The organism is Streptomyces sp. NPDC026673 (assembly GCF_040638135.1).
In the GTDB taxonomy this organism is placed as follows: domain Bacteria; phylum Actinomycetota; class Actinomycetes; order Streptomycetales; family Streptomycetaceae; genus Actinacidiphila.
The window spans coordinates 40,036-66,435 of record NZ_JBEZXR010000037.1 but is presented as its reverse complement, the minus strand read 5'-3'; the positions used below and the strand labels follow the sequence as shown (position 1 = coordinate 66,435).

At 71.9% G+C, this 26,400-nt stretch carries 21 protein-coding genes; 15 read left to right on the top strand and 6 right to left on the bottom strand.

Annotated elements, in window-relative coordinates:
• Window positions 1-210: 210 nt before the first annotated feature.
• Window positions 211-2,670, top strand: a complete 2,460-nt coding sequence (locus tag AB0F62_RS24200) for a bifunctional (p)ppGpp synthetase/guanosine-3',5'-bis(diphosphate) 3'-pyrophosphohydrolase (protein ID WP_361802696.1) — start codon at window positions 211-213, stop codon at window positions 2,668-2,670.
• Between the two features lie 121 nt (window positions 2,671-2,791).
• Here the strand turns inward: AB0F62_RS24200 and AB0F62_RS24195 are convergent, their stop codons facing one another.
• Window positions 2,792-4,021 carry a DUF349 domain-containing protein gene (locus AB0F62_RS24195; RefSeq protein WP_361802693.1) on the bottom strand — a complete coding sequence of 410 codons (1,230 nt, stop codon included), beginning with the start codon at window positions 4,019-4,021 and terminating at the stop codon, window positions 2,792-2,794.
• Window positions 4,022-4,241: 220 nt separating this feature from the next.
• Entirely contained in the window at window positions 4,242-5,066 is an 825-nt protein-coding gene (locus tag AB0F62_RS24190) for a peptidylprolyl isomerase (protein WP_361802690.1), read from the bottom strand.
• A 194-nt stretch (window positions 5,067-5,260) separates the two neighbouring features.
• Between AB0F62_RS24190 and AB0F62_RS24185 the strand changes: the two genes are divergently transcribed.
• The gene (locus AB0F62_RS24185) at window positions 5,261-5,977 is read left to right on the top strand and encodes an MBL fold metallo-hydrolase (RefSeq protein ID WP_361802687.1); all 717 of its coding nucleotides are present in this window, start codon (window positions 5,261-5,263) and stop codon (window positions 5,975-5,977) included.
• Between the two features lie 13 nt (window positions 5,978-5,990).
• Window positions 5,991-7,253 (top strand): histidine--tRNA ligase, encoded by a 1,263-nt coding sequence (hisS, locus tag AB0F62_RS24180; protein WP_361802684.1) that lies wholly within the window; start codon window positions 5,991-5,993, stop codon window positions 7,251-7,253.
• Window positions 7,254-7,332: 79 nt separating this feature from the next.
• On the opposite strand, the gene AB0F62_RS24175 is transcribed toward hisS, so the two are convergent.
• Both AB0F62_RS24175 and AB0F62_RS24170 read right to left on the bottom strand, forming a co-directional pair.
• Window positions 7,333-9,438, bottom strand: a complete 2,106-nt coding sequence (locus tag AB0F62_RS24175; RefSeq protein ID WP_361802681.1) for an EAL domain-containing protein — start codon at window positions 9,436-9,438, stop codon at window positions 7,333-7,335.
• Window positions 9,435-10,244 carry an SAM-dependent methyltransferase gene (locus AB0F62_RS24170; protein WP_361802678.1) on the bottom strand — a complete coding sequence of 270 codons (810 nt, stop codon included), beginning with the start codon at window positions 10,242-10,244 and terminating at the stop codon, window positions 9,435-9,437. The genes AB0F62_RS24175 and AB0F62_RS24170 overlap by 4 nt, the downstream gene beginning before the upstream one ends.
• Before the next feature lie 280 nt (window positions 10,245-10,524).
• On the opposite strand from AB0F62_RS24170, the gene AB0F62_RS24165 reads away from it, so the two are divergent.
• On the top strand, window positions 10,525-11,169 hold the full coding sequence (locus tag AB0F62_RS24165) for a vitamin K epoxide reductase family protein (protein ID WP_361802675.1): 645 nt from the start codon (window positions 10,525-10,527) through the stop codon (window positions 11,167-11,169).
• Between the two features lie 44 nt (window positions 11,170-11,213).
• A complete protein-coding gene (locus AB0F62_RS24160) occupies window positions 11,214-12,563 on the top strand; it encodes a replication-associated recombination protein A (RefSeq protein WP_361802672.1) in 1,350 nt (449 codons plus the stop codon).
• A 35-nt stretch (window positions 12,564-12,598) separates the two neighbouring features.
• On the opposite strand, the gene AB0F62_RS24155 is transcribed toward AB0F62_RS24160, so the two are convergent.
• Complete coding sequence (locus AB0F62_RS24155; RefSeq protein ID WP_361802767.1) at window positions 12,599-13,312, bottom strand: DUF2470 domain-containing protein; 714 nt, start codon at window positions 13,310-13,312, stop codon at window positions 12,599-12,601.
• Between the two features lie 199 nt (window positions 13,313-13,511).
• Between AB0F62_RS24155 and rpsD the strand changes: the two genes are divergently transcribed.
• Entirely contained in the window at window positions 13,512-14,123 is a 612-nt protein-coding gene (gene rpsD, locus AB0F62_RS24150) for a 30S ribosomal protein S4 (protein ID WP_361802669.1), read from the top strand.
• Window positions 14,124-14,268: 145 nt separating this feature from the next.
• Here the strand turns inward: rpsD and AB0F62_RS24145 are convergent, their stop codons facing one another.
• Window positions 14,269-16,419 (bottom strand): regulator, encoded by a 2,151-nt coding sequence (locus AB0F62_RS24145; RefSeq protein ID WP_361802666.1) that lies wholly within the window; start codon window positions 16,417-16,419, stop codon window positions 14,269-14,271.
• Between the two features lie 172 nt (window positions 16,420-16,591).
• On the opposite strand from AB0F62_RS24145, the gene AB0F62_RS24140 reads away from it, so the two are divergent.
• The 9 genes from AB0F62_RS24140 (at window position 16,592) to aroB (ending at window position 26,343) form a co-directional block, all read left to right on the top strand.
• On the top strand, window positions 16,592-17,014 hold the full coding sequence (locus tag AB0F62_RS24140; protein ID WP_361802663.1) for a DUF948 domain-containing protein: 423 nt from the start codon (window positions 16,592-16,594) through the stop codon (window positions 17,012-17,014).
• A gap of 6 nt (window positions 17,015-17,020) precedes the next feature.
• The gene (locus AB0F62_RS24135) at window positions 17,021-17,311 is read left to right on the top strand and encodes a DUF6167 family protein (protein ID WP_361802660.1); all 291 of its coding nucleotides are present in this window, start codon (window positions 17,021-17,023) and stop codon (window positions 17,309-17,311) included.
• Window positions 17,311-19,980, top strand: coding sequence for an alanine--tRNA ligase (gene alaS / locus AB0F62_RS24130; protein ID WP_361802657.1), 2,670 nt, complete (start codon window positions 17,311-17,313; stop codon window positions 19,978-19,980). The genes AB0F62_RS24135 and alaS overlap by 1 nt, the downstream gene beginning before the upstream one ends.
• 8 nt (window positions 19,981-19,988) lie before the next feature.
• Window positions 19,989-20,453: a Holliday junction resolvase RuvX gene (gene ruvX / locus AB0F62_RS24125; protein ID WP_361802764.1), complete on the top strand. Its 465-nt coding sequence runs from the start codon at window positions 19,989-19,991 to the stop codon at window positions 20,451-20,453.
• A 135-nt stretch (window positions 20,454-20,588) separates the two neighbouring features.
• Window positions 20,589-22,376, top strand: coding sequence for an endolytic transglycosylase MltG (gene mltG / locus AB0F62_RS24120; protein ID WP_361802654.1), 1,788 nt, complete (start codon window positions 20,589-20,591; stop codon window positions 22,374-22,376).
• Between the two features lie 202 nt (window positions 22,377-22,578).
• Window positions 22,579-23,406, top strand: coding sequence for a shikimate dehydrogenase (locus AB0F62_RS24115; RefSeq protein ID WP_361802652.1), 828 nt, complete (start codon window positions 22,579-22,581; stop codon window positions 23,404-23,406).
• A 140-nt stretch (window positions 23,407-23,546) separates the two neighbouring features.
• Window positions 23,547-24,731: a chorismate synthase gene (gene aroC / locus AB0F62_RS24110; RefSeq protein ID WP_361802649.1), complete on the top strand. Its 1,185-nt coding sequence runs from the start codon at window positions 23,547-23,549 to the stop codon at window positions 24,729-24,731.
• Window positions 24,728-25,243 carry a shikimate kinase gene (locus AB0F62_RS24105; RefSeq protein WP_361802646.1) on the top strand — a complete coding sequence of 172 codons (516 nt, stop codon included), beginning with the start codon at window positions 24,728-24,730 and terminating at the stop codon, window positions 25,241-25,243. Before aroC ends, AB0F62_RS24105 begins: the two co-directional genes overlap by 4 nt.
• Window positions 25,240-26,343: a 3-dehydroquinate synthase gene (gene aroB, locus AB0F62_RS24100; RefSeq protein WP_361802643.1), complete on the top strand. Its 1,104-nt coding sequence runs from the start codon at window positions 25,240-25,242 to the stop codon at window positions 26,341-26,343. The genes AB0F62_RS24105 and aroB overlap by 4 nt, the downstream gene beginning before the upstream one ends.
• Window positions 26,344-26,400 lie beyond the last annotated feature (57 nt).

Here is a 26,400-nt window from a genome sequence, read left to right as displayed (position 1 = left end):
CGGCTTTGCGGCAGGAGGCGGCGTTCCCGGCCGCGGAAGCGGTGCCGGGCCCGCCTACGGGCGTTGTGGGGGTCCACGGGGCGGACGGGACGCGGTTCACCCGATCAGATCGCTACCATGGTGTCTCGGACCTTCCCTCCTCGCCCGCCTTCGGCCGGGAGGGGCCCAGAAGGAGTGCCCTTGCAAGAAGAGGCCAGGCAGGCTCAGCCGATGACCGCCGCAGACGGGAAGCAGGCGGCTTCCCTCTCCGCGGCCCCTCCCGTCGCGCCCGCCGCACCCGCGGAGAGCAAGGCCGCCAAGCCCGCGCCCGCCGCACCGGCGACCCCCGCCGCCCGGCCCGTACGCACTCCCGGGAGCGTGGCCCCGAACCGGCCGGCCACCTCCTCCAACCGGGTCCGCGCCCGCCTCGCCCGGCTCGGCGTCCAGCGTTCCAGCCCGTACAACCCGGTCCTGGAGCCCCTGCTGCGCATAGTCCGCAGCAACGACCCCAAGGGCGACCCGTCGCAGCTGCGCCAGATCGAGCGCGCCTACCAGGTCGCCGAACGGTGGCACCGGGGCCAGAAGCGCAAGAGCGGCGACCCGTACATCACGCACCCGCTCGCGGTGACGACGATCCTGGCCGAACTCGGCATGGATCCGGCCACGCTGATGGCCGGGCTCCTGCACGACACCGTCGAGGACACCGAGTACGGGCTCGACGCGCTGCGCCGCGACTTCGGCGACTCCGTCGCGCTGCTGGTGGACGGCGTCACCAAGCTGGACAAGGTCAAGTTCGGCGAGGCCGCGCAGGCCGAGACGGTCCGCAAGATGGTCGTCGCCATGGCGAAGGACCCGCGTGTGCTGGTCATCAAGCTCGCCGACCGCCTGCACAACATGCGCACCATGCGTTACCTGAAGCGGGAGAAGCAGGAGAAGAAGGCCCGCGAGACGCTGGAGATCTACGCCCCGCTGGCGCACCGGCTGGGCATGAACACCATCAAGTGGGAGCTGGAGGACCTCGCCTTCGCGATCCTCTACCCCAAGATGTACGACGAGATCGTCCGGCTCGTCGCCGAGCGCGCCCCCAAGCGGGACGAGTACCTGGCGGTCGTCACCGACCAGGTGCAGCAGGACCTGCGCGCCGCCCGCATCAAGGCGACCGTCACCGGCCGCCCGAAGCACTACTACAGCGTCTACCAGAAGATGATCGTGCGGGGCCGCGACTTCGCCGAGATCTACGACCTGGTGGGCATCCGCGTCCTCGTCGACACCGTCCGCGACTGCTACGCGGCGCTGGGCACCATCCACGCGCGGTGGAACCCGGTGCCGGGGCGGTTCAAGGACTACATCGCGATGCCCAAGTTCAACATGTACCAGTCGCTGCACACGACGGTCATCGGGCCCAGCGGCAAGCCGGTCGAGATCCAGATCCGCACCTTCGACATGCACCGCCGCGCCGAGTACGGCATCGCGGCGCACTGGAAGTACAAGCAGGAGGCCGTCGCCGGCGCCTCCAAGGTGCGCACCGACAGCCCGAAGTCCGCCAAGAAGGACGACGCCGTCAACGACATGGCGTGGCTGCGGCAGTTGCTGGACTGGCAGAAGGAGACCGAGGACCCGGGCGAGTTCCTGGAGTCGCTCCGCTTCGACCTGTCCCGCAACGAGGTCTTCGTCTTCACCCCCAAGGGCGATGTCATCGCGCTGCCCGCCGGCGCGACCCCGGTCGACTTCGCGTACGCCGTCCACACCGAGGTCGGCCACCGCACGATAGGGGCACGGGTCAACGGCCGTCTGGTGCCGCTGGAGTCGAACCTCGACAACGGCGACACGGTGGAGGTCTTCACCTCCAAGGCGGCGGGCGCCGGCCCGTCCCGTGACTGGCTGGGCTTCGTCAAGTCCCCCCGCGCCCGCAACAAGATCCGCGCCTGGTTCTCCAAGGAGCGCCGCGAGGAGGCCGTCGAGCAGGGCAAGGAAGCCATCGCCCGTGCGATGCGCAAGCAGAACCTGCCGATCCAGCGGGTGCTCACCGGGGACTCGCTCGTCACGCTCGCGCACGAGATGCGCTACCCCGACATCTCCGCGCTCTACGCGGCGATCGGCGAGGGCCACATCACCGCGCAGTCCGTCGTGCACAAGCTCGTCGAGGCGCTGGGCGGCGAGGAGGGCGCGACCGAGGACATCGCCGAGATCACCACCCCGTCGCGCAGCCGGACCAAGCGGCGCTCGGCCGCCGACCCGGGTGTGATCGTCAAGGGCGAGAAGGACGTCTGGGTCAAGCTGTCCCGCTGCTGCACCCCGGTGCCGGGCGACCCGATCATCGGCTTCGTCACCCGCGGCAACGGAGTCTCCGTGCACCGGGCCGACTGCGTGAACGTCGAGTCGCTCTCGCAGCAGCCCGAGCGGATCATCGACGTCGAGTGGGCGCCGACCCAGTCGTCCGTCTTCCTGGTCGCCATCCAGGTCGAGGCGCTGGACCGGTCCCGTCTGCTGTCGGACGTCACCCGCGTCCTGTCCGACCAGCACGTCAACATCCTGTCCGCCGCGGTCCAGACCTCACGCGACCGGGTGGCCACCTCGCGCTTCACCTTCGAGATGGGCGACCCCAAGCACCTGGGGCACGTCCTGAAGGCCGTGCGCGGCGTCGAGGGCGTCTACGACGTGTACCGGGTCACCTCGGCGCGGCAGCGCTGATCCGGGGCCGTGCGCCCGGCACGGCGACCCCGCCGGGCGCACCCGGAGGCCGAACGCGGAGGCCGAACGCGGAAGGGCCCGTACGCATCGCGTACGGGCCCTTCCGCGTGGCTCGCGGGGGTCAGCCGCCGAACTCGTCCAGGGACTTGAGCGCCTGGTCGAGCAGCGCCTGCCGCCCGTCCAGCTCCCGCTGCAGCTTGTCGGCCTTGGCGGTGTTGCCCGCGGCCCGGGCCGTCTCGATCTGCTCACGCAGCTTGTCGACGGCCGCCTGGAGTTGCCCGGTGAGCCCCGCGGCACGCGCCCGCGCCTCGGGGTTGGTACGGCGCCACTCGGACTCCTCGGCATCCTGGAGGGCCCGTTCGACCGCGTGCATGCGGCCCTCGATGCGCGGCCGGGCGTCGCGCGGCACGTGGCCGATCGCCTCCCAGCGCTCGTTGATGCCGCGGAAGGCCGCGCGCGCCGCCTTCAGGTCGGTGACCGGGAGCAGCTTCTCGGCCTCGATGGCCAGCTCCTCCTTGAGCGTGAGGTTCTCGCGTTGCTCGGTGTCGCGCTCGGCGAAGACATCGGAGCGGGCCGCGAAGAAGACGTCCTGGGCGCCGCGGAAGCGGTTCCACAGGTCGTCCTCGGCCTCGCGCTGGGCACGCCCCGCGGCCTTCCAGTCGGCCATCAGCTCGCGGTAGCGCGCCGCCGTCGGGCCCCAGTCGGTGGAGCCGGACAGCGCCTGCGCCTCCTCCACCAGCTTCTCCTTGCGCCGCCGGGCGTCCTCGCGCTGCGCGTCGAGCGCCGCGAAGTGCGCCTTGCGCCGCTTGGAGAAGACCGAACGGGCGTGGCTGAAGCGGTGCCACAGCTCGTCGTCGGTCTTGCGGTCCAGGCGCGGCAGGCCCTTCCAGGTGTCGACCAGGGCGCGCAGCCGCTCGCCGGCGGCCCGCCACTGCTCGCTCTGCGCCAGCTGCTCGGCCTCGACGACCAGCTGCTCCTTGGACGTCTTGGCCTCCTCGGAGGCCTTCGCCTTGGCCACCTTGCGCTCCTCGCGGCGCGCGTCCACCTGCTCGGTGAGCGCGTCCAGCCGCTTCGCGAGCGCGGCGAGGTCGCCCACGGCGTGGGCCTCGGTCACCGCGGTGCGCAGGTGATCGATGGCGGTCAACGCGTCCTTGGGGGACAGGTCGGTGGTCTTCACACGGCGTTCGAGGAGGCCGATCTCGACGACGAGGCCCTCGTATTTCCGCTCGAAGTAGGCCAGCGCCTCCTCAGGGGAGCCCGCCTGCCACGAGCCGACTTCGCGCTCGCCATCGGCCGTACGCACGTACACGGTCCCCGTCTCGTCGACGCGGCCCCACGGGTCGCTGCTCACAGCGCCTCCTCCACGTGATGCCCGGCCGCCGCACGGCTCGCGGGCATCGTCCACAGTTCCATTCGGCCGGGCCGCGCCCTGACCGGTCCGACGGTCCGCGTCCTTCCCTGGTGCAGCCGTCGGAGCAGGCACCCTACACAACGCCAACATAGGCGACCGGTGCCCCGGCTGTCCGCATCCCGCACCCGCGAAATTCACCCGCGGGTGCGGGTCGGGACGATCAGGACTTCTTCACCGACGCCTTGTTGATCACCACGGTGGCGTTCGGGGCGCCGTCGCCGCCGCCGGTCGACTCACCCGCGGCCGCGATCTTCTCGAGCACCTTCATGCCGGAGTCGGCGATCGTGCCGAACGGGGTGTAGCTCGGGGGCAGCGGGCTGTCCTTGTAGACCAGGAAGAACTGGCTTCCGCCGCTGTGCGGCTGGCCGGTGTTGGCCATGGCGACCGTCCCCGCCGGGTAGGTGCCCCCGGCGATCTCCTTCGCCTTCAGGTTCTCGTCCGGGATCGTGTAGCCGGGCCCGCCGGAGCCCTGGGCGGTCGGGTCGCCGCACTGCAGCACGTAGATGCCGGAGGTGGTGAGCCGGTGGCACTTCGTGTGGTCGAAGAAGCCCTTGCCCGCAAGGAAGGCGAAGGAGTTGACCGTGTGCGGGGCGTTCTTCGCGTCGAGGTTCAGCGCGATGTCGCCGCAGGTCGTCTGGAGCGTGAAGGTGTACTTGGCCGAGGAGTCGATCGTGACCTCGGGCTCCTTCTTCCACTGCTCCGTGCCGGGGTCGCCCGCCGCGGGCTTGGCGCACGGATCGGGCGCCTTGCTCGGCTCGGCGGGGGTGGGGGAGGCGCTCGCCGCAGCGGCGTCGTCCTTCTTGGCGTCCGAGCTGAAGGCGCCAGCCGCCCACGCCGTGGCGCCCGCCGCCAGGACGACCGCGAGCACGGCGGCGACGATCGCGTTGCGCCGTACGCCCTTCCGTTGCTCCTGCGCACGTCGCTGCTGCTGGCGCTCGAACTTCTCCCGGGCGAGCTGGCGCCGCCGCTGATCCTTGGTGACCACTGAGCCGTCTCCCGATGCCTTCTGCTCGTAGCGTCCGAATATGAGTACGTACCGTCGCCGATCTTCGCGCCCCGCGCGCCCCCCAGTCCAGCGACGTTACTGGTTCGCGATGGCCGCGTTGACGCCGGTAGGCTCATGGGGCCGCCGCTGTGCGGTACGACCTGCCGTGAACGACAGCCGACAGAAGGACGAACGTGCTCATTGCCGGGTTCCCCGCCGGGGCCTGGGGCACCAACTGCTACGTGGTCGCCCCCGCCGCCGGTGAGGAGTGCGTGATCATCGACCCGGGCCACGAGGCGGCCGAGGGCGTCGAGGCCACGCTCGCCAAACACCGTCTCAAGCCCGTCGCCGTCATCCTCACCCACGGCCATCTCGACCACGTGGCCTCGGTCGTCCCGGTCTGCGGGGCCCATGGCGTCCCGGCCTGGATCCACCCCCGGGACCGCTACATGCTGAACGACCCGGAGAAGGCCCTCGGCCGCTCGATCGGCGCGCAGCTGCTCGGCGACCTGACCATCGGCGAGCCCGACGACCTCAAGGAGCTCACCGACGGCAGCAGGCTGGAGCTCGCCGGTCTCGAGCTGTCCGTGGCACACGCGCCGGGCCATACCGAGGGGTCGGTGACCTTCAGGCTCCCCGAGAGCGCCGAGATCCCCTCGGTCTTCTTCTCGGGCGACCTGCTGTTCGCCGGCTCCGTCGGCCGCACCGATCTGCCCGGCGGTTCCATGGACGAGCTGTACGCGTCGCTGGCCCGTGTGTGCCTGCCGCTCGACGACTCGACCGTGGTGCTGTCCGGCCACGGACCCCAGACGACCATCGGCCGTGAGCGCGCCACCAACCCCTATCTGGCGGAGGTGGCCCGCGGCCTCGGAGGGGACGACCACCCCGCCCCTCCGCGACGAGGAATGTGACGAGAGACCTCCAGTGAGCACCTTCAAGGCCCCCAAGGGCACCTACGACCTCCTGCCGCCCGATTCCGCCGTGTTCCTGGCGGTACGCGAGGCGATCGCGGCGCCCCTGCGGCGGGCCGGCTACGGCTACGTCGAGACCCCCGGCTTCGAGCAGGTCGAGCTGTTCTCCCGCGGCGTCGGCGAGTCCACCGACATCGTGACCAAGGAGATGTACACCCTCACCACCAAGGGCGGCACGCACCTCGCGCTGCGCCCCGAGGGCACCGCCTCGGTGCTGCGCGCCGCGCTGGAGGCCAACCTGCACAAGGCCGGCAACCTGCCGGTCAAGCTCTGGTACTCCGGCTCGTACTACCGCTACGAGCGGCCGCAGGCCGGTCGCTACCGCCACTTCTCCCAGGTCGGCGCCGAGGCGATCGGTGCCGAGGACCCGGCGCTCGACGCCGAGCTGATCATCCTGGCCGTGGACGCCTACCGCTCGCTCGGGCTGCGGAACTTCCGCCTGCTGCTGAACTCGCTGGGCGACCGGGAGTGCCGTCCGGTCTACCGGGCCGCGCTCCAGGACTTCCTGCGCGGCCTGGACCTGGACGAGGACACCCGCCGGCGGGTCGACATCAACCCGCTGCGCGTCCTCGACGACAAGCGCGACAGCGTGCAGAAGCAGCTCGTCGGTGCCCCGATGATGCGCGACCACCTGTGCGAGGCCTGCAAGGCGTACCACGAGCAGGTGCGCGAGCTGCTGACGGCGGCGGGCGTGGCCTACGAGGACGACCCCAAGCTGGTGCGCGGTCTGGACTACTACACCCGCACCACCTTCGAGTTCGTGCACGACGGCCTCGGCTCGCAGTCCGCGGTCGGCGGCGGCGGCCGCTACGACGGGCTGTCCGAGATGATCGGCGGTCCCGCGCTGCCGTCCGTGGGCTGGGCGCTCGGTGTCGACCGTACGGTCCTGGCGCTCAAGGCCGAGGGCATCGAGCTCGAACTGCCCGCGCCCACGCAGGTGTTCGCGGTGCCGATGGGCGAGGAGGCGCGCCGCGTGCTGTTCGGAGCGGTCACCGAGCTGCGGCGGGCGGGCATCGCCACCGACTTCGCGTTCGGCGGCAAGGGCCTGAAGAACGCGATGAAGTCCGCCAACCGTTCGGGCGCGCGCTTCGCGATCGTCGCCGGCGAGCGGGATCTGGCCGAGGGCGCCGTGCAGTTGAAGGACCTCGAGAGCGGCGAGCAGACCGCCGTCCCCGTCGAGGGTGTCGTCGCGGCGGTGCGCGAACGACTCGCCTGATCCGCGGATCACACGGCCGGCCGGCCTCGCACCGGCCGGCCGTACCGGCGTCCGCCGGGAACGTCTCCCGGGCGCCCGGTCACTCCGGATGCCCCCGCTCGATCCAGTGGGCGATCCGCTCCGGCCGCATCGGCCGACCGAAGTACCAGCCCTGACCCCAGTCGCAGCCCAGCGACCGCAATCGCCGGGCGTGCTGGGAGCTCTCCACACCCTCGGCGGTGACGGTGAGCCCGAGCGCGTGCGCCAGCGACACCAGTCCGCCGACGATCCGCCAGCCCACCGGGTCGTCCGTCCCGGCGCGGTGCGGGTCCGTGACGAAGGCGCCGGCGATCTTCAGCCCGGACACCGGCAGGTCCCTGAGGTAGGCAAGGTTCGACCAGCCGGTGCCGAAGTCGTCGACGGCCAGCGAGACCCCGGCGTCCGCCAGCGCCTGCAGGGCGCGCAGCGACTCGTCCTCGGGGCCGATCACCGCGCTCTCGGTGATCTCCAGTTCCAGCCGCCCAGGTGCGAGGCCCGTGCCCGCCAGGATCGACGTGACGTCGTGCACCAGGCCGGGATTGCGGATCTGACGGACGGCCAGGTTGACGTTGATCTGCGGCGCCGCCTCCCCGAACCGCCGCACCCACTCCGCCGCCTGGCCGATCGCGCGCTCCAGGATCCACCTGCCCAGCGGCATGATCAGCCCGGTCTCCTCCGCGGTCCCCACGAACTCGTCGGGCCCCAGCACGCCGAACTGCGGGTGGCGCCACCGCACGAGCGCCTCCACCGCCACCAGCGAGCCGTCGGCCAGTGAGCACAGCGGCTGGTAGTCGATGAAGAACTCCCCGCGGTCCAGCGCCACCGGCAGCCGTACGGAGATGGCGTACCGGCTCACGGCCCGCGCGTTGTGCGTGGGATCGAAGAGCGTCCACCGGCCGCGTCCGGCCTCCTTGGAGCGGTACAGCGTCAGGTCCGCCGCCCGTACGGCCGCGCCCGGGGTCGTCGCCGCCACCCGCTGGGCGAACACCCCGACGCTGGCCCCGATCGTCAGTTGCTGCTCGTTGACGAGGAAGGGCCGGGACAGCGTCGTCAGGACGAGCTTGGCGACCGCCACGGCCTCCTGCTCGCCCCGGCACTCCTCCAGCAGCACCACGAACTCGTCCCCGCCCAGCCGGGCCACCAGGTGCCCCAGGGGGGCGAGCGCCGCGTCCAGCCGCTCCGCCACCGCCGTCAGCAACCGGTCCCCGGTCTCGTGGCCGAGGCTGTCGTTGACGACCTTGAAGCCGTCCAGGTCGACGTAGCACAGGCCGAAGCGGGCGCCGGGCTGCGGCTCCTGGAACACGCCCTCCAGCCGCTCGAAGAACGCGGCGCGGTTGGGCAGCCCGGTCAGCGGATCGTGCGTGGCCTGGTGGCGCAGCCGCTCCTGCAGCCGGTAGCGGTCGGTGATGTCCTCCACCATGGCCACCTGGTAGCGGGGTGCCCCGTGTTCGTCGCGGATCAGGGAGACGGTCAGGTGCGTCCACACCACCTCGCCGTCGCGCCGGTAGTACGGCTTGTCGCACTGGAACCGCTCGCGGCGGCCCCTGACCAGGTCGTCGTACGCCTCCCACACCCCCGGGGCGTCCTCGGGGTGCACCAGCTCGGTGACCCGGCGGCCCCGCAGATCCTCGGGACGGGCCCCGAGCAGCTCCCGCAGTGCCTGGTTGACCTGCACGATCGTGCCGTCCACATCGGCGATGCCGATACCGATGGCGGCGTGCTCGAACAGCGCGCGGAACCGGGCCTCCGAGGCGAGCCGGGCCCGCTCCGCGTCCTCCCGGGCCCGGAAGGCCGCCCGCTGGATCGCCTCCTGCTCGCGCAGCGTCCGCTCGCGCAGCGCCGACGCCCAGCCGGAGGCGAAGGCGCCGGCCACGGCCGGCACCCGCTCGGGATCGGCCGGCTGCATCTGCAGCAGCGCCACCGCCTCCGCCAGGATCTCCGGATCGGTGAAATGCGCCTCCACCAGCAGCGTGCCCGCCCGCTCCGCGAGCGAGGCGTCGCATCCTCGCTCGCCGAGCGCCCGGCTGAGCAGGTCCGCGGTCGTGGCCGCCACCCGGCGCAGGGTCAGCGGGGGCAGCGCGAGCCCCGGCCCCGAACGCAGGAGCCGGGACCAGGCGTCCGCGAACTCCAGGCCGGGACCGCCGACGGTGGACGGCGGCCGGCTCACGGCCGCCGTCCCACACCCGCGAGGCCCGAGATCCACTCGGGGTGCGGTCCCACCGACTCCGGGTCCTCCGGCCGCCACTCGGGCAGCCAGACCACGCCCGGCGGAAGCAGTTCCCAGCCGTCGAAGAAGCCCGTCACATCCTTCCTGGTCCGCATGACCAGCGGGGTCGTGGTGCGCCGTGCGTACAGCTCCTCGAGCGGCTCCGCCTGGTCGGGCCGGCTCTCCCGGGAGGCGTGGGTGAGCACCAGATGGCTGCCCGGCGGTACGGCATCGCGCAGCACCGCGACGATCTTGCCGGGGTCCTCGGCGTCGGTGACGAAGTGCAGCATGGCCACCAGGAGGACGGCGACCGGCTCGCCGGGGGCGAGCAGGTCGGTGACCTCGGGCCGGGAGAGCAGGTCGCCGGTGTCGGTCATGTCGGCCATCACCGTGGCGCTCAGCGGGTCGTCCCGGAGCAGCAGACGGCTGTGCGCCACGGCGATCGGGTCCAGGTCCACGTACACCACGCGCGCCCGCGGCCGGACGGCCCGCGCCACCTCGTGCACCGCGCCGAAGGTCGGGATACCGGAGCCGATGTCCAGGAAGCGGGTGATGCCGCGCGTGGCGAGGTGGTGGACGGCACGGCGCAGGAACGCGCGGTTGGCACGCATGATCACCGGAAGGTCGGGCCACAGGGCCATGGCCTGACGGGCCATGTCGCGGTCGGCCTCGAAGTTGTGCGATCCGCCCAGGTAGTAGTCGTAGACCCGGGCGGCGTTCGGAGTCTCCACATCCGTCCCTGCAGGCACCCATTCGGGTCGATGCATGGGGCACCTCTCCCGTCGGAGTGATTCCTCGGATCTCCGGGTCCACTCAGAATCCTATATGTCTTATATGCACGCATTTTTGGCGAGGGGTGGTTCCCGATCGAGCCTCCGCGGTCCGTGACGCAACGCCGTCGATCGCGCACCCGGCGTCGCCGGTCGGGTCGCCGCCGTTCGCCCGTTGTCGCTCGGACGGGTGACACGGCACCATGGGACCCGGCACTTCCGGCGGGTCAGACGCGTTGGGCAGTGCGGCACACCCCCGACCCACGGAAACGGCGACATGGTGACTACGGCGGTTGAGACGGCTCGCACCGACAGCGGCAGCCAGGAGTCCGCGGACGGCCTCATCGGCGCGGGCAGGGCCTTCACCTGGCTGCTCGTCGTGTCCGGCGCGCTCGGCCTGCTCGCGTCGTGGGTCATCACGATCGACAAGTTCAAGCTGCTGGAGGACCCGAACTTCGTCCCCGGCTGCAGCCTGAACCCGATCATCTCCTGCGGCAACATCATGAAGAGCGAGCAGGCGCACGCCTTCGGCTTCCCCAATCCGATGATCGGCATGGTCGCCTACCCCGTGGTCATCGCCCTCGCGATGGGGATGTTCGCCGGCGCCCGCTACCGACCCTGGTTCTGGCTCGGTCTGCAGGCCGGAACGCTCTTCGGTGTCGGCTTCGTCACGTGGCTGCAGTACCAGTCGCTGTACAACATCGGCTCGCTGTGCCTGTGGTGCTCGCTGGCCTGGGTCGTCACCATCGCGCTGTTCTGGTACACCCTCGTCCACAACGTCAAGCACGGGATCATCCCGGCGCCCGCCGGCGTCCGGGCCCTGGTGCTGGAGTTCCACTGGGTCGTCCCCGTGCTCTGGTACGGCGCCATCGCCGTGGCCATCCTGACCCGCTGGTGGACGTACTGGAGCACCCTGATCTGACCGCGGGGCCGCCCTGTCGGTGGGGTGGCATAGGCTTCCTTGCCGTGGAGCCCGACCTGTTCACCGCCGCCGCAGAGGACCGCCAGTCGAGGGAGCCCGGAGGCAGCCCCCTGGCCGTACGGATGCGTCCGCGCACCCTCGACGAGGTCGTGGGGCAGGGCCATCTGCTGCGGCCCGGATCGCCGCTGCGGCGCCTGGTCGGCGAAGGCGGCGGCGGGCCGGCCGGGATCTCCTCCGTCATCCTCTGGGGGCCTCCGGGGATCGGCAAGACGACCCTCGCCTATGTCGTCAGCCATGCCACCAACAAGCGCTTCGTCGAGCTCTCGGCGATCACCGCGGGCGTCAAGGAGGTCCGCGCGGTCATCGAGAGCGCCAAGCGCGAATCCGGTGGCTACGGCCGCGACACCGTGCTCTTCCTGGACGAGATCCACCGCTTCAGCAAGGCCCAGCAGGACTCGCTGCTCCCCGCGGTCGAGAACCGCTGGGTCACCCTGATCGCCGCCACCACCGAGAATCCGTACTTCTCGATCATCTCCCCGCTGCTGTCCCGGTCGCTGCTGCTCACCCTGGAGCCGCTGACCGACGACGACCTGCGCGGCCTGTTGCGCCGGGCCCTCACCGACGAGCGCGGGCTCAAGGGCGCGGTCACCCTGCCCGAGGACACCGAGGACCATCTGCTGCGGATCGCCGGCGGGGACGCCCGCCGGGCGCTGACCGCGCTGGAGGCGGGCGCGGGCGCCGCCCTGGCGAAGGGCGAGCCGGAGATCTCCCTGAGCACCCTCGAGGAGACCGTCGACCGCGCCGCGGTGAAGTACGACCGCGACGGCGACCAGCACTACGACGTGGCGAGCGCCCTGATCAAGTCCATCCGCGGCTCGGACGTGGACGCGGCCCTGCACTACCTCGCCCGCATGATCGAGGCGGGGGAGGACCCGCGGTTCATCGCCCGCCGGTTGATGATCTCCGCAAGCGAGGACATCGGCCTGGCCGATCCGACCGCGCTGCCCACGGCCGTCGCCGCGGCGCAGGCGGTGGCGATGATCGGCTTCCCCGAGGCCGCGCTCACGCTCAGCCATGCCACGATCGCGCTCGCCCTCGCGCCCAAGTCCAACGCGGCCACGACCGCGATCGGCGCGGCGCTCGCCGACGTACGGGCGGGCAAGGCCGGCCCGGTCCCCGCACACCTGCGCGACAGCCACTACAAGGGCGCCGCCAAACTCGGACACGGCCAGGGCTACCAGTACCCGCACGATCTGCCCGGTGCCATCGCCGCCCAGCAGTACGCGCCGGACGAGATCCACGGCCGGCGCTACTACGAGCCCACCCGCTACGGGGCCGAGGCCCGCTACGCCGATGTCCTGGAGCGGGTCAGGGAGCGGCTGGCGGGGGAGTAGTGCGCCCCGCGGGGGTCACCCTGCGCGGCCGGGTGTCAGCGCCCGTGCGCGGCGGCCTCTTGGGCGGCGTCGAAGAGCGTGTGCATCGCCCGGTGCAGATCCGTGTGGCCCCGTACCGGCTCCAGGAACTCGAAGCGGGCGTCGAAGGTGCCGTCCTCTCCCGTGAAGCGCACCCGCAGCCCGAAGCGGTCCAGGGCGAGCGGCACCGCGGCGGTCGGCTCGCTGCGGCAGGCACCGGCACCCCCCGCGAGCGCGCACAGCCACCCCACCTGGTCGGCGTGCGCGGCCGCGAGGTGCTGCAGCAGCTCGGCCTCGTGGGTGATCAGCGGGTCGGGGCGGGCCGCGGCGAATTCGTCCGGCTCCACCTGCTCGGCGCCCCACAGGTCGTCCAGGGACGCCTCGCCGACCTCCAGCCGCAGCCGCACCTTCCCGGCCGGTGCGGGCAGGTCGCGTGCGACGGTGATCCAGCCGGCGATCCACGCCCTGCCCCGGATGCGCCCCGGCACGGCGACCGGGGCGACATCGGTGATCTCCAACACAGCCGTGAGTTCGTCGTCCTCGGCGTGGGTGGCGGCCCGCACGGCCGGTGATTCCGCGGGAAACAGCAGGAAGAGGTCCCCGTCGGTGCCCACGATCCGCTCCTCGGGGACCATGAGCTCGGGCAGGTCGGGGGTGAGGCCGGGAATCACCAGGATGGCGGAGGCGGTACCCTGTACGAGAGTTCGTGTGCGCTCGGCTGCTGACGGCAGTCGGGCGATTTCATGCCCGCTGGGACGCGGCTGACCATGAGCTGATCGGACCTCCGTCGAGTCGGCGCCCGCCGTGGCGTCGGCGGCGCCCTGTGCGGCGTCCGTACCGTCCGTGATGCGCGTGGTGTTCCCAGGGCGAGACATACGATCTCCTTCGCTAAGGTAAGCCTTACCTAACTTACATGGAGGTCTGGGAAACGTGAACCAGTCGCGTCCCAAGGTCAAGAAGTCGCGTGCCCTCGGCATCGCCCTGACGCCGAAGGCCGTCAAGTACTTCGAGGCCCGTCCCTACCCGCCGGGCGAGCACGGCCGCGGCCGCAAGCAGAACAGTGACTACAAGGTCCGACTGCTCGAGAAGCAGCGCCTGCGCGCCCAGTACGACATCTCCGAGCGCCAGATGGCCCGCGCCTACGACCGCGCCCGCAAGGTCAGCGGCAAGACCGGCGAGGCCCTGATCGTCGAGCTCGAGCGCCGCCTGGACGCCCTCGTCCTGCGCGCCGGCCTGGCCCGCACCATCTACCAGGCCCGCCAGATGGTCGTCCACGGCCACATCGAGGTCAACGGCCACAAGGTCGACAAGCCGTCCTTCCGGGTCACCCCGGACGACGTCGTGATGGTCCGCGAGCGCTCCCGCTCCAAGACCCCGTTCCAGGTCGCCCGTGAGGGTGGCTGGGCCGGCGAGGGCGAGACCCCGAAGTACCTGCAGGTCAACCTGCAGGCGCTGGCCTTCCGCCTGGACCGCCTGCCGAACCGTCGTGAGGTCCCCGTGATCTGCGACGAGCAGCTCGTCGTCGAGTACTACGCTCGCTGACGCCTGCCGCGTCCGGCTCGCACGTCAGCCCCGGCGCCCCCGCCTCACCGGCGGGGGCGCCGGGGCTTTCGCGTCTCCGGGCGCGTACGCCGGCGCCCGTGCCCGCGTGCCCGCCGCGCGGTTTCCGCCGGCGCCGCCGCCGGGGTCAGTCCTGGGCGCTCCGGCCGCGCAGCGGGGTGCCGGCGGTGAGTGGGCCGCCCGGGGGGACGGGGCCGCGGGGCGGGCGAGGTCCGGGGCGCGTCGGCGGAAGTCCGGCCAGCGCCCGGGCGACGGCGGCGTCGAGGTCGAGGACGCCGCCCTCGGCGTACGCCCCCTCGTAGCCGAGCCGGCCGAGTTCGGCGCGGGCCAGTTCCTCGCAGCGCTGGTGGGGGATCCCGAAGTAGCGCGAACCGAACACCGGAAGTCCCACGACATTCCAGATGCCGCCCGCGGCGCCCTGCAGCACCGCCGCCTCCCGGGCGTCCTGCGGGACCCTGAGCAGCGCGAGCAGTTCGATGCCGAGCACGATGCCCACCATGTCGCGGAAGGCGTGGTTGATCCGCACGCACTCGGCCGCCAGGTCGGCGGCGAGCCCGGGGTCGTCCTGCCACCACGCGATGACGGCCCGGGTGTACAGCGCGTACGCCAGCGCCCAGCGCTCCCCGTGGTCCTCGCAGACCTCCCGGATGCGGTCGCACAGATCGATCCCGCCCTCCAGGTCGCCCTCGAAGGCCACCGCCATCGCCAGTTCGACCTCGGCCATGATGACGTTGCTGTTCAACTCGCCCAGCGTCCGGTAGTGGCCCAGCGCCTCCTCGAACAGGGACCTCGCCCGCGGCAGGTCGTCACTGAGCAGGGCGCCGCACCCCATCCGGTGCACCGCGTACGCCACCGCCGTCGCGTCACCGGCCGCCAGGGCCTGCTCCCGGCACTCGTACAGCATGCCCAGTGCCGCGGTGCCGTCGCCTTGAAGGATCGAGACGTAGCCGCACACCCACAGGGCCTTGGCCCGCTGCCCCGTGGGTTCGTGATCGGCCGCGAGCGCGCGCTCCAGCCAGTACCGGCCCTCGGCCAGCCGGCCGCAGCCGACCCAGAAGAACCACAGGCTCGCCGCCAGGTACTGCCCGGTCCTGAGCTCTTCGGGCGTCTCCAGGGAGAACTCCAGCGCGGCCCGCAGATGGGGCAGTTCGCGCTCGGTGCTCGCCGAGATCTCCGCCTGCCGGGCGCCGAACCACTCCATCTCGCCCCAGGTGGCGAAGCCGAGGTACCAGTCCCGGTGCCGGGACCGCAGCCGCCGTTCCTCGCCCAGCTCCCGCAACCAGCCCAGCCCGTACTCGCGCACGGTGTCCAGCAGCAGGTAGCGCACCGCGCCCGCGACCTCGCGGCGCAGCACCACCGACTTGTCCACCAGGTCCGCCAGCAGGTCCCCCAGGGTGTCGGCGGTCAGGTCGCCGCCCGCGCAGACGTATTCCGCCGCCTCGGGGTCGAAGTCCCCGGCGAACACCGACAGCCGTGCCCACAGCAGCCGTTCGCGGGGACTGCACAGCTCGTGGCTCCACCCGATCGTGGTACGCAGCGCCCGGTGCCGCTCCGGGCCGCCCGTGCCGCCGCGCCGGGTGAGCAACCGGAAGCGATCGTCCAGCCGACCGGTGATCTGCCGTACCGACAGGGCCCGCACGCGGCCCGCCGCCAGCTCCAGCGCCAGCGGGATGCCGTCCAGGCGGCGGCACAACTCCGCCACCTCGGCCAGGTTGCCGCCGTCCACGGTGAAGCCCGGCAGCACCGCGGCCGCCCGGTCGGCGAAGAGCTCCACCGCCTCGCGGGTGTCGGCGAACGGTTCCAGCGCCGCCATGTGCTCGCCGGTCACCCCCAGCGGCTGCCGGCTGGTGGCCAGCAAGCGCAGTCCCGGGGCCCGCCGCAGCAGCGCCTCGGCCAGTTCCGCCGTCGCCTCCACCTGCCGCTCGCAGCAGTCCAGGACGAGCAGCAGCTCGCGGCGGGCCAGGAACGCGGTGAGCGCGGCCCGCGGGCCGCGCGTGGTGTGGTCGGTGAGGCCGAGGGCGTCGGCCACCGCATGGTCCACCAGTTCCGGATCCCGTACGGCCCCCAGCTCGGCCACCCAGACCCCGTCGGTGAAATCGGCGCGCAGCCCGGCCGCCGCACGCAGCGCGAGCCGGGTCTTGCCGACCCCGCCCACCCCGGTCACCGTCACCATCCGGGCCCTGCCCAGCAGGCGGGCCACGTCGTCGAGCTCGCGCCGCCGGCCGACGAAGTGGTTCAGTTCGCACGGCAGATTGCCCGGCGTCGTCTCATGGCGCATGGGTCACGGAGGGTATCGTCAAATAAGCGGAACGTACAATCCGGCCCTGCCGCCCGAGGGCGGCCGGGGGCGCCGCCCGCCCGCAATGCGGTACGGAGCGAGCTGCCCGTCGCGATAAGGTCGGTATCTGATCTGTACCTGGTTGGCGCGGTGGATCCGAGGGAGTGGCAGCGTGTCCGGTGGAGAGGTGGCCGGCCTCATCGTGGCCGTCTTCTGGGCGATCCTGGTGTCGTTCCTCGCCGTGGCGCTCGTGCGGCTCGCGCAGGTGCTCCGGCAGGCCACCCGCCTCGTGGCGGAGGTGACCGACCAGGCCGTGCCGCTGCTCGGCGAGGCCTCCGAGGCGGTCCGCTCCGCCCACGCCCAGCTGGCCCGGGTGGACACCATCACCTCCGACGTCGCCGAGGTGACCGCCAACGCCTCCGCCCTCTCCACGACCGTCGCCTCCACCTTCGGTGGCCCCCTGGTGAAGGTCGCGGCCTTCGGCTACGGCGTGCGGCGCGCGGTCACCCTCCAGACCAAGGGCGCGGGCAAGAAGCGCACCGTGGTCGTCGGCCGGACGCTCCCGTCCGCCCGCAGCCGTAAGTCAAGGGGCTGACCTGCCATGTTCCGCCGTGCCTTCTGGTTCACCGCCGGTGCCGCCGCCGGGGTGTGGGCCACCAACAAGGTCCATCGCAAGATCCGCAGCCTGACGCCCGAGAGCCTCGCCGCGAAGGCGGCCGACAAGGCCCTCGAGGCCGGGGACCGGCTGCGCACCTTCGCACAGGACGTCCGCGCCGGCATGGCCGAGCGCGAGGAACAGCTCAACGACCAACTGGGCCACACGGCCACCGATCTCGACATGCCGGCCCCGCGGCCGGCGATCACGTACCACCACCGGAAGGACGAACACTGATGGAGTCGGCAGAAATCCGCCGCCGCTGGCTGCGCTTCTTCGAAGAGCGCGGGCACACCGTCGTGCCGTCGGCGTCGCTCATCGCCGACGACCCGACGCTCCTTCTGGTGCCCGCGGGCATGGTCCCGTTCAAGCCCTACTTCCTGGGTGAGGTCAAGCCGCCCTTCCCGCGCGCCACCAGCGTGCAGAAGTGCGTCCGCACGCCCGACATCGAAGAGGTCGGCAAGACCACGCGTCACGGCACCTTCTTCCAGATGTGCGGCAACTTCTCCTTCGGCGACTACTTCAAGGAAGGCGCCATCAAGTTCGCCTGGGAGCTGCTCACCACTCCCGTGGCGGACGGCGGTTACGGCCTCGACCCCGAGCGGCTGTGGATCACCGTCTACAAGGACGACGACGAGGCCGAGCAGATCTGGCGCGACGTCGTGGGCGTGCCCGCCGAGCGCATCCAGCGCCTGGGCATGAAGGACAACTTCTGGTCCATGGGCGTCCCCGGACCCTGCGGCCCGTGTTCCGAGATCAACTACGACCGCGGCCCGGAGTTCGGCGTCGAGGGCGGCCCGGCCGTCAACGACGAGCGGTACGTGGAGATCTGGAACCTGGTCTTCATGCAGTTCGAGCGCGGTGAGGGAACCGGCAAGGAGGAGTTCCCGATCCTCGGGGACCTGCCCGCCAAGAACATCGACACCGGCCTCGGCCTCGAGCGTCTCGCCATGATCCTGCAGGGCGTGCAGAACATGTACGAGACCGACACCCTGCGCGCCGTCATCGACAAGGCCACCGAGCTCACGGGCGTCGCCTATGGCGCGGCCCACGAGTCGGACGTCTCGCTGCGCGTCGTCGCCGACCACATGCGCACCTCGGTCATGCTCATCGGCGACGGCGTCACCCCCGGCAACGAGGGCCGCGGCTATGTGCTGCGCCGCATCATGCGCCGCGCCATCCGCAACATGCGGCTGTTGGGCGCCACGGACGCGGTGGTCGGCGACCTCGTCGACACCGTCATCAAGACGATGGGCCAGCAGTACCCGGAGCTCATCGAGGACCGCAAGCGCATCGAGACGGTCGCCCTCGCCGAGGAGGCCCGCTTCCTCAAGACGCTGAAGGCCGGCACCAATGTGCTGGACACCGCCGTCACCGAGGCCAAGGCCGCGGGTTCCGGCGTGCTCGCCGGCGACAAGGCCTTCCTGCTCCACGACACCTGGGGCTTCCCGATCGACCTCACCCTCGAAATGGCCGCCGAGCAGGGCCTGTCGGTGGACCAGGACGGCTTCCGCCGCCTGATGAAGGAGCAGCGGGACCGCGCCAAGGCCGACGCCCTGGTGAAGAAGAGCGGCCACGTCGACATGTCGGCGTACCGGGCCGTCGCCGACGCCGCCGGCACGACGGTGTTCACCGGCTACACCGACAACGAGGGCGAGGCCTCGGTCGTCGGCCTGCTGGTGGACGGCGTGCCGTCGCCCGCCGCCAACGAGGGCGACGAGGTCGAGGTCATCCTGGACCGCACCCCCTTCTACGCCGAGGGCGGCGGCCAGCTCGCCGACACCGGCCGTATCCGCACCGACTCGGGCGCCGTCATCGAGGTGCGCGACGTGCAGCAGCCCGTGCCGGGAGTCACCGTGCACAAGGGCAGCGTCCAGGTCGGCGAGATCACCGTCGGATCCGCCGCCTTCGCCAAGATCGACCTCGGCCGCCGCCGTGCCATCGCCCGCGCCCACAGCGCCACCCACCTCACCCACCAGGCGCTGCGCGACGCGCTCGGCCCCACGGCGGCCCAGGCCGGTTCGGAGAACTCCCCGGGCCGCTTCCGCTTCGACTTCGGCTCGCCGACCGCCGTGCCGGGCAGCGTGCTGACGGACGTCGAGCAGAAGATCAACGCCGTGCTCTCCCGCGAACTCGACGTCACCGCCGAGATCATGAGCATCGACGAGGCCAAGAAGCAGGGCGCCATCGCCGAGTTCGGCGAGAAGTACGGCGAGCGGGTGCGCGTCGTGACCATCGGCGACTTCTCCAAGGAGCTGTGCGGCGGTACGCACGTCCACAACACCGCCCAGCTGGGCCTGGTGAAGCTGCTCGGCGAGTCCTCGATCGGCTCCGGCGTGCGCCGCGTCGAGGCCCTGGTCGGCGTGGACGCGTACAACTTCCTCGCCCGCGAGCACACGGTCGTCGCCCAGCTCCAGCAGCTGGTCAAGGGCCGCCCGGAGGAGCTCCCGGAGAAGATCTCCGGCATGCTCGCCAAGCTCAAGGAGGCCGAGAAGGAGATCGAGCGCTTCCGCGCCGAGAAGGTCCTGCAGGCGGCCGCCGGGCTCGCCGACTCCGCCCAGGACGTCAAGGGCGTCGCCCTGGTCACCGGCCAGGTGCCGGACGGCACCAGTGCCGACGACCTGCGCAAGCTCGTGCTCGACGTCCGCCAGCGGATCAGCGGCGGCCGTGCTGCCGTCGTGGCCCTGTTCACCGTGGCGAACGACCGCCCGCTGACCGTCATCGCCACCAATGAGGCGGCTCGCGAGCGCGGCCTGAAGGCCGGCGACCTGGTCCGTACCGCCGCCAAGACCCTCGGCGGCGGCGGTGGCGGCAAGCCGGACGTCGCCCAGGGCGGCGGTCAGAACGCCGACGCGGTCGGCGAGGCCATCGCCGCCGTGCAGCGACTGGTCGCCGAGACGGCCTGAGGACGATGATGCGCAGGGGTCGCAGGATCGCGATCGACGTCGGGGACGCCCGTATCGGGGTCGCCTCCTGCGACCCCGACGGGCTGATCGCCACGCCCGTCGAGACGGTGCCCGGCCGGGACGTCCCGGCCGCGCGCCGCCGGATCGCGCAGATCATCGAGGAGTACGAGCCGATCGAGGTGCTGGTCGGCCTGCCCCGCTCGCTCAGCGGGCGGGAGGGGCCGGCCGCGGCCAAGGCCCGCGACTTCGCCCAGGGTGTGGCGAAGATCATCTCCCCCGTTCCGGTGCGCCTCGTTGACGAGCGGATGACGACCGTCACGGCCACTCAGGGGCTGCGCGCTTCGGGCGTCAAGGCCAAGAAGGGACGTTCCGTCGTCGACCAGGCCGCCGCGGTGGTCATCCTGCAGAGCGCCCTCGAGACCGAACGGGTGTCTGGTAAAGAGCCGGGCGAGAGCGTCGAACCGTTTATCTGATCGCGGTACGGTAACGTTCCGCGCAGCACGGCGGCTCCACAGCTGGACCCGTGGGTGCCGACGGGACGGAACCCGCCCGCCCGCGCCACAAGCGCCGGCCTGCTGCCGCCTCGCGAACCGAACCGTAGGGGATCGATGACTGACTATGGCCGGAGCCCAGGCTCCGATGCATGGCACCCCGAAGACCCTCTCTTCGGCGATCAGTGGGGACAGCAGCAGCACTCTCAGCAGCAACACCAGCATCCCCAGCACCAGCAGTATTCCCAGTACCAGCAGCAACAAGCGCAACAGCAGTACCAGCAACAGCAACAGCAACAGCAACAGCAACAGCAACAGCAACAGCAGCAGCAGTACCAGCAGCAGCCCCAGTATCAACAGCAGGACGGTTGGGACACCTACGGCGGCACGGGTCAGCAGCAGCAGTACCCGTACGACCCTCAGCAGCAGCAGTACGACTCCTGGGGTGCCCCGGCCGGATACGGCAACGGCACCGACGGCTACGGCGGCCGGCAGCAGCCCGACTACTACGGGCAGGGCGGCTACCCGCCCCCCCAGCGGCCCGACCAGCGCTACCCGGATCAGCAGACCTCGTACCAGCAGCAGCCCCCGTACGAGCAGCAGCCGCAACAGCAGCAGCCGCCCCAGCCCCAGCAGGGGGCTCCGCGGCGGCCTCAGCGGCCCCAGCCGGCCGAGCCGGAGGCCCCGCTGTGGGACGACGAGACCGGGGCCGCCGACGACCACTCCTTCTTCTCCGGCGGCGGCGACGAGGACGACGACGACCTGCCACCCGCTCGCGGCGACCGGCGCGGCCGTGCAGGAAAGGACGGCAAGGGCGGGAAGGGCGCCAAGAAGCGCCGCAGCGGCATGGCGTGCCTGGTCGTCCTCGTCGTCCTCGGTGGCGGCATCGCCGGCGTCGGCTGGTTCGGCTACCAGTACTACCAGAGCAACTTCGGCCCGCCGCCGGACTTCGCGGGGAAGGGCAGCGGCGAGGTCCAGGTCGAGATCCCGCAGGGCGCGAGCGGTATCCAGATCGGCAACATCCTCAAGAAGGCGGGCGTCGTCAAGAGCGTCGACGCCTTCACCGCGGCCGTCAGCAAGGACCCCGAGGGCGGCTCCATCCAGGCGGGCGTCTACGTCCTGCACGAGGGGATGTCCGCGTCCAGCGCCGTCACGATGATGCTCGACCCGAAGTCGCAGAACGTCCTGGTCATCGCCGAGGGCCTGCGCGACGTGCAGATCTACGCGATCGTCGACGCCAAGCTGGGGCTCGACAAGGGCACCACCGCCAAGGTCGCCGAGGACGACATCGGCAAGCTCGGGCTGCCCGACTGGGCGGACGACAACAAGGAGATCAAGGATCCGCTGGAGGGCTTCCTCTGGCCGAGCCGTTACAGCGTCGGCAAGGACACCAAGCCCGTCGACCTGCTCCGCACCATGGTCGGCAACGCCAAGAAGCAGTACGCCAAGTTCGACGTGGAGGCGAAGGCCGAGAAGCTGGGGCTGGAGTCACCGCTGCAGGTCGTCACCCTGGCCAGCCTGGTGCAGGCCGAGGGCAAGTCGAACGAGGACTTCCGGAAGATGTCGCGGGTCGTCTACAACCGCCTCAAGCCGACCAACACCGAGACCAACGGCAAGCTCGAGTTCGACTCGACGTACAACTACCTGAAGAACCAGAGCGAGATCAATCTCTCGCTCAAGGAGCTCCGTACGTTCGACGACCCCTACAACACGTACTACTACCGGGGGCTCCCGCCGGGGCCGATCGGCAACCCCGGCGCGAAGGCGCTGGCCGCGGCCATGGATCCCGAAAAGGGCAACTGGTACTACTTCATCTCCCTCGACGGGCACACGACCAAGTTCACCGAGACGCTCGCGGAGCACGACAAGCTCGCGCGGGAGTTCAACAAGAAGCACAACGGCTGAGCCTTCATCCGGGCGCGGCACGGGGAAGGTCTCCCCGTGCCGCGCCCGGCGCTGCCCGGACCGGGGCCGATCTTGAGGCCCTAGACTCGACCGGGCCGTCCCCGGTCGCCGCCGGCCGGACAGGGACGGCCCGGATCGCCGGACGTCGCGCAGCTGAGGGGACCAGGCCAGGCCATGTCGAAGAACCCGCAGGGGGCCGCGCATGCCTAGAGCCGCGGTTCTCGGATCGCCCATCGCGCACTCGCTCTCACCGGTACTGCACCGCGCCGCCTACGCGGAGCTGGGACTGGCCGACTGGACGTACGACCGCTTCGAGGTCGACGAGGCGGCGCTGCCCGGTTTCCTGGACTCCCTGGCCGGGGGCGGGGAGCGGTGGGCGGGGCTGTCGCTGACCATGCCGCTCAAGCGTGCGGTCATCCCGCTGCTGGACGAGGTCGGTGACACCGCCGCGGCCGTGGAGGCCGTCAACACGCTGGTCCTCACTGAGGACGGCCGCCGCCTCGGTGAGAACACCGACATCCCCGGGATGGTGGCCGCCCTACGCGAGCGGGGGGTCGGACGCGTCCCGTCCGCCGCCGTCCTCGGCGCCGGGGCGACCGCCTCCTCGGCGCTCGCGGCGCTGGCGCAGATCTGCGACGGCGAGGTCACCGCGTATGTGCGCAGCGACGTCCGCGCGGGCGAGATGCGGCAGTGGGGCGAGCGGCTCGGCGTGCCCGTGCGCACGGCCGCGTGGGACGAGGCGGCCGAGGCCCTGGCCGCGCCCCTGGTGATCTCCACGACCCCGACCGGCACCGCGGACGCGCTCGCCGCCGTCGTCCCGGAGCGCCCCGGCACGCTCTTCGACGTCCTGTACGACCCGTGGCCCACCGCCCTGGCCGCCGCCTGGGCGGGGCGGGGCGGGGCCGTCGTCGGCGGGCTCGACCTGCTCGTGCACCAGGCGGTGCTGCAGGTGGAGCTGATGACCGGCCGGAAACCCGCCCCCCTGGCGGCCATGCGGGCCGCCGGCGAGGCGGCGCTGCACCGCTCCTGATCCGCCCGCCGGTGTCCGGCGCGATGTCCGCCCAGCGGACCGCGCCCCGCCTTCGCGCCGGGACGTGAAAGGATCGGATTACGCACGGATGGTCCGGTCCGCTCGCCGCGGTCCGGGCGATGAAGAAGGAGCGAGCACCGTTGAGCAGGTTGCGCTGGCTGACAGCGGGGGAGTCGCACGGCCCCGCACTCGTCGCGACGCTGGAGGGTCTGCCCTCCGGTGTGCCGATCACCACCGCGATGGTGGCGGACCATCTCGCGCGGCGGCGGCTGGGCTATGGCCGCGGTGCCCGGATGAAGTTCGAGCAGGACCAGGTGACCTTCCTCGGCGGCGTGCGCCACGGGCTGACCCTCGGCTCCCCGGTCGCGGTCATGGTCGGGAACACCGAGTGGCCCAAGTGGGAGCAGGTCATGGCGGCCGACCCGGTCGACCCCGAGATCCTCGCCGGGCTCGCCCGCAACGCGCCGCTGACCCGCCCGCGCCCCGGTCACGCCGACCTCGCCGGGATGCAGAAGTACGGCTTCGACGAGGCCCGGCCGATCCTCGAGCGCGCCTCCGCCCGTGAGACCGCCGCCCGCGTCGCGCTCGGCGCGGTGGCCCGCTCCTACCTGAAGGAGACGGCCGGCATCGAGATCGTCTCCCACGTCGTGGAGCTCGCCTCGGCCAGGGCCCCGTACGGCGTCTACCCGACCCCCGCCGACGTCGAGAAGCTCGACGCCGACCCCGTGCGCTGCCTCGACGCCGACGCGAGCAAGCGGATGGTCGCCGAGATCGACCAGGCCCACAAGGACGGCGACACCCTCGGAGGCGTCGTCGAGGTCCTGGCCTACGGCGTGCCCGTCGGCCTCGGCAGCCATGTGCACTGGGACCGGCGGCTGGACGCGCGTCTGGCCGCCGCCCTGATGGGCATCCAGGCCATCAAGGGCGTCGAGGTCGGCGACGGCTTCGAGCTCGCCCGCGTCCCCGGCTCCCAGGCGCACGACGAGATCGTCTCCACCGAGGACGGCATCCGGCGCTCCTCCGGCCGCTCCGGCGGCACCGAGGGCGGTCTGAGCACCGGCGAGCTGCTGCGGGTGCGCGCCGCGATGAAGCCCATCGCCACCGTGCCGCGCGCCCTGGCCACCGTGGACGTGACCACCGGTGAGGCCGCTCAGGCCCACCACCAGCGCTCGGACGTCTGCGCCGTTCCGGCCGCGGGCATCGTCGCCGAGGCGATGGTCGCCCTCGTCCTGGCGGATGCGGTCGCGGAGAAGTTCGGCGGGGACAGCGTCGCCGAGACGCGGCGCAACGTCCGGGGCTACCTCGACAACCTGGCGATCCGATGAGCGGCCCGGTCGTCGTCCTGGTCGGCCCGATGGGGGTCGGCAAGACCACCGTGGGCGAGCTGCTCGCCGAGCGGCTCGGCACCACCTGCCGCGACACCGACGCCGACATCGTCGAGGCCGAGGGCCGGCCGATCTCCGACATCTTCGTCGAGGACGGCGAGGAGCACTTCCGCGTGCTGGAGGCCGAGGCGGTCCGCTCCGCGCTCGCCGAGCACCCGGGTGTGCTCGCCCTGGGCGGCGGTTCGATCCTCGCCGAGGACACCCGAAAGCTGCTCACGGGGCTGCCCGTGGTCTTCCTCGACATGGACGTCGCCGAGGCCGTCAAGCGCGTCGGCCTCGACACCGCCCGCCCGCTGCTGGCCGTCAACCCGCGGCGGCAGTGGCGGGAGCTGATGGATGCCCGCCGCCCGCTGTACACCGAGGTCGCCCGCGCCGTGGTCAGCACGGAGGGCCGTACCCCCGAGGACGTCGCGGACGCCGTCCTGGACGCACTGGAGCTGAAGAACGCATGACGGAGCACGCCGCCCACGCCCCCATCCGCATCCTGGTCGGGGGTAGCGCCGGCACCGAGCCGTACGAGGTGCTGGTCGGCCGGCAGCTGCTCGGCGAGCTGCCGGGCCTGATCGGCGACAAGGCGGCGCGGGTCGCCGTCATCCACCCCGAGGCGCTGGAGGCCACCGGCCAGGCGCTGCGCGAGGACCTGGCGGAGCAGGGCTACGAGGCCGTCGCCATCCAGGTGCCCAACGCGGAGGAGGCCAAGACCGCCGAGGTCGCGGCGTACTGCTGGCGGGCGCTGGGCCAGTCCGGATTCACCCGGACGGATGTCGTCATCGGCGTCGGCGGCGGCGCCACCACCGACCTCGCGGGCTTCGTCGCGGCCACCTGGCTGCGCGGGGTGCGCTGGGTCGCCGTGCCGACCACGGTGCTCGGCATGGTGGACGCCGCGGTCGGCGGGAAGACCGGCATCAACACCGCCGAGGGCAAGAACCTCGTCGGCGCCTTCCACCCGCCCGCCGGGGTGATCTGCGACCTCGCGGCCCTGGAGTCGCTGCCGGTCAACGACTACGTCAGCGGCCTCGCCGAGATCATCAAGGCCGGTTTCATCGCCGACCCCGTGATCCTGGAGCTGATCGAGCGGGACCCGGCCGCGGCCCGCAGCCCCGAGGGCCCGCACACCGCGGAGCTGCTGGAGCGGGCCATCCGCGTCAAGGCCGAGGTGGTCTCCGCCGACCTCAAGGAGTCCGGCCTGCGCGAGATCCTCAACTACGGCCACACCCTCGGCCACGCCATCGAGAAGAACGAGCGCTACAACTGGCGGCACGGAGCGGCCGTCTCCATCGGCATGGTCTTCGCTGCCGAGCTGGGCCGCCTCGCCGGGCGCCTGGACGACGCCACCGCCGACCGGCACCGTTCCGTCCTGGAGTCCGTCGGCCTGCCGCTGACCTACCGCGGCGACCAGTGGCCGCGGCTGCTGGAGACGATGAAGGTGGACAAGAAGTCGCGCGCCGACCGGCTGCGCTTCATCGTCCTGGACGGCCTCGCTAAGCCGACCGTCCTGGAGGCTCCCGACCCGGGGGTGCTCCTCGCCGCCTATGCGGAGATTTCCGCGTAGCGAAGGCGTCGCACGGGATCAGGGATTCCGAACGGCCGGGCACCCCGCGGGGTGCCC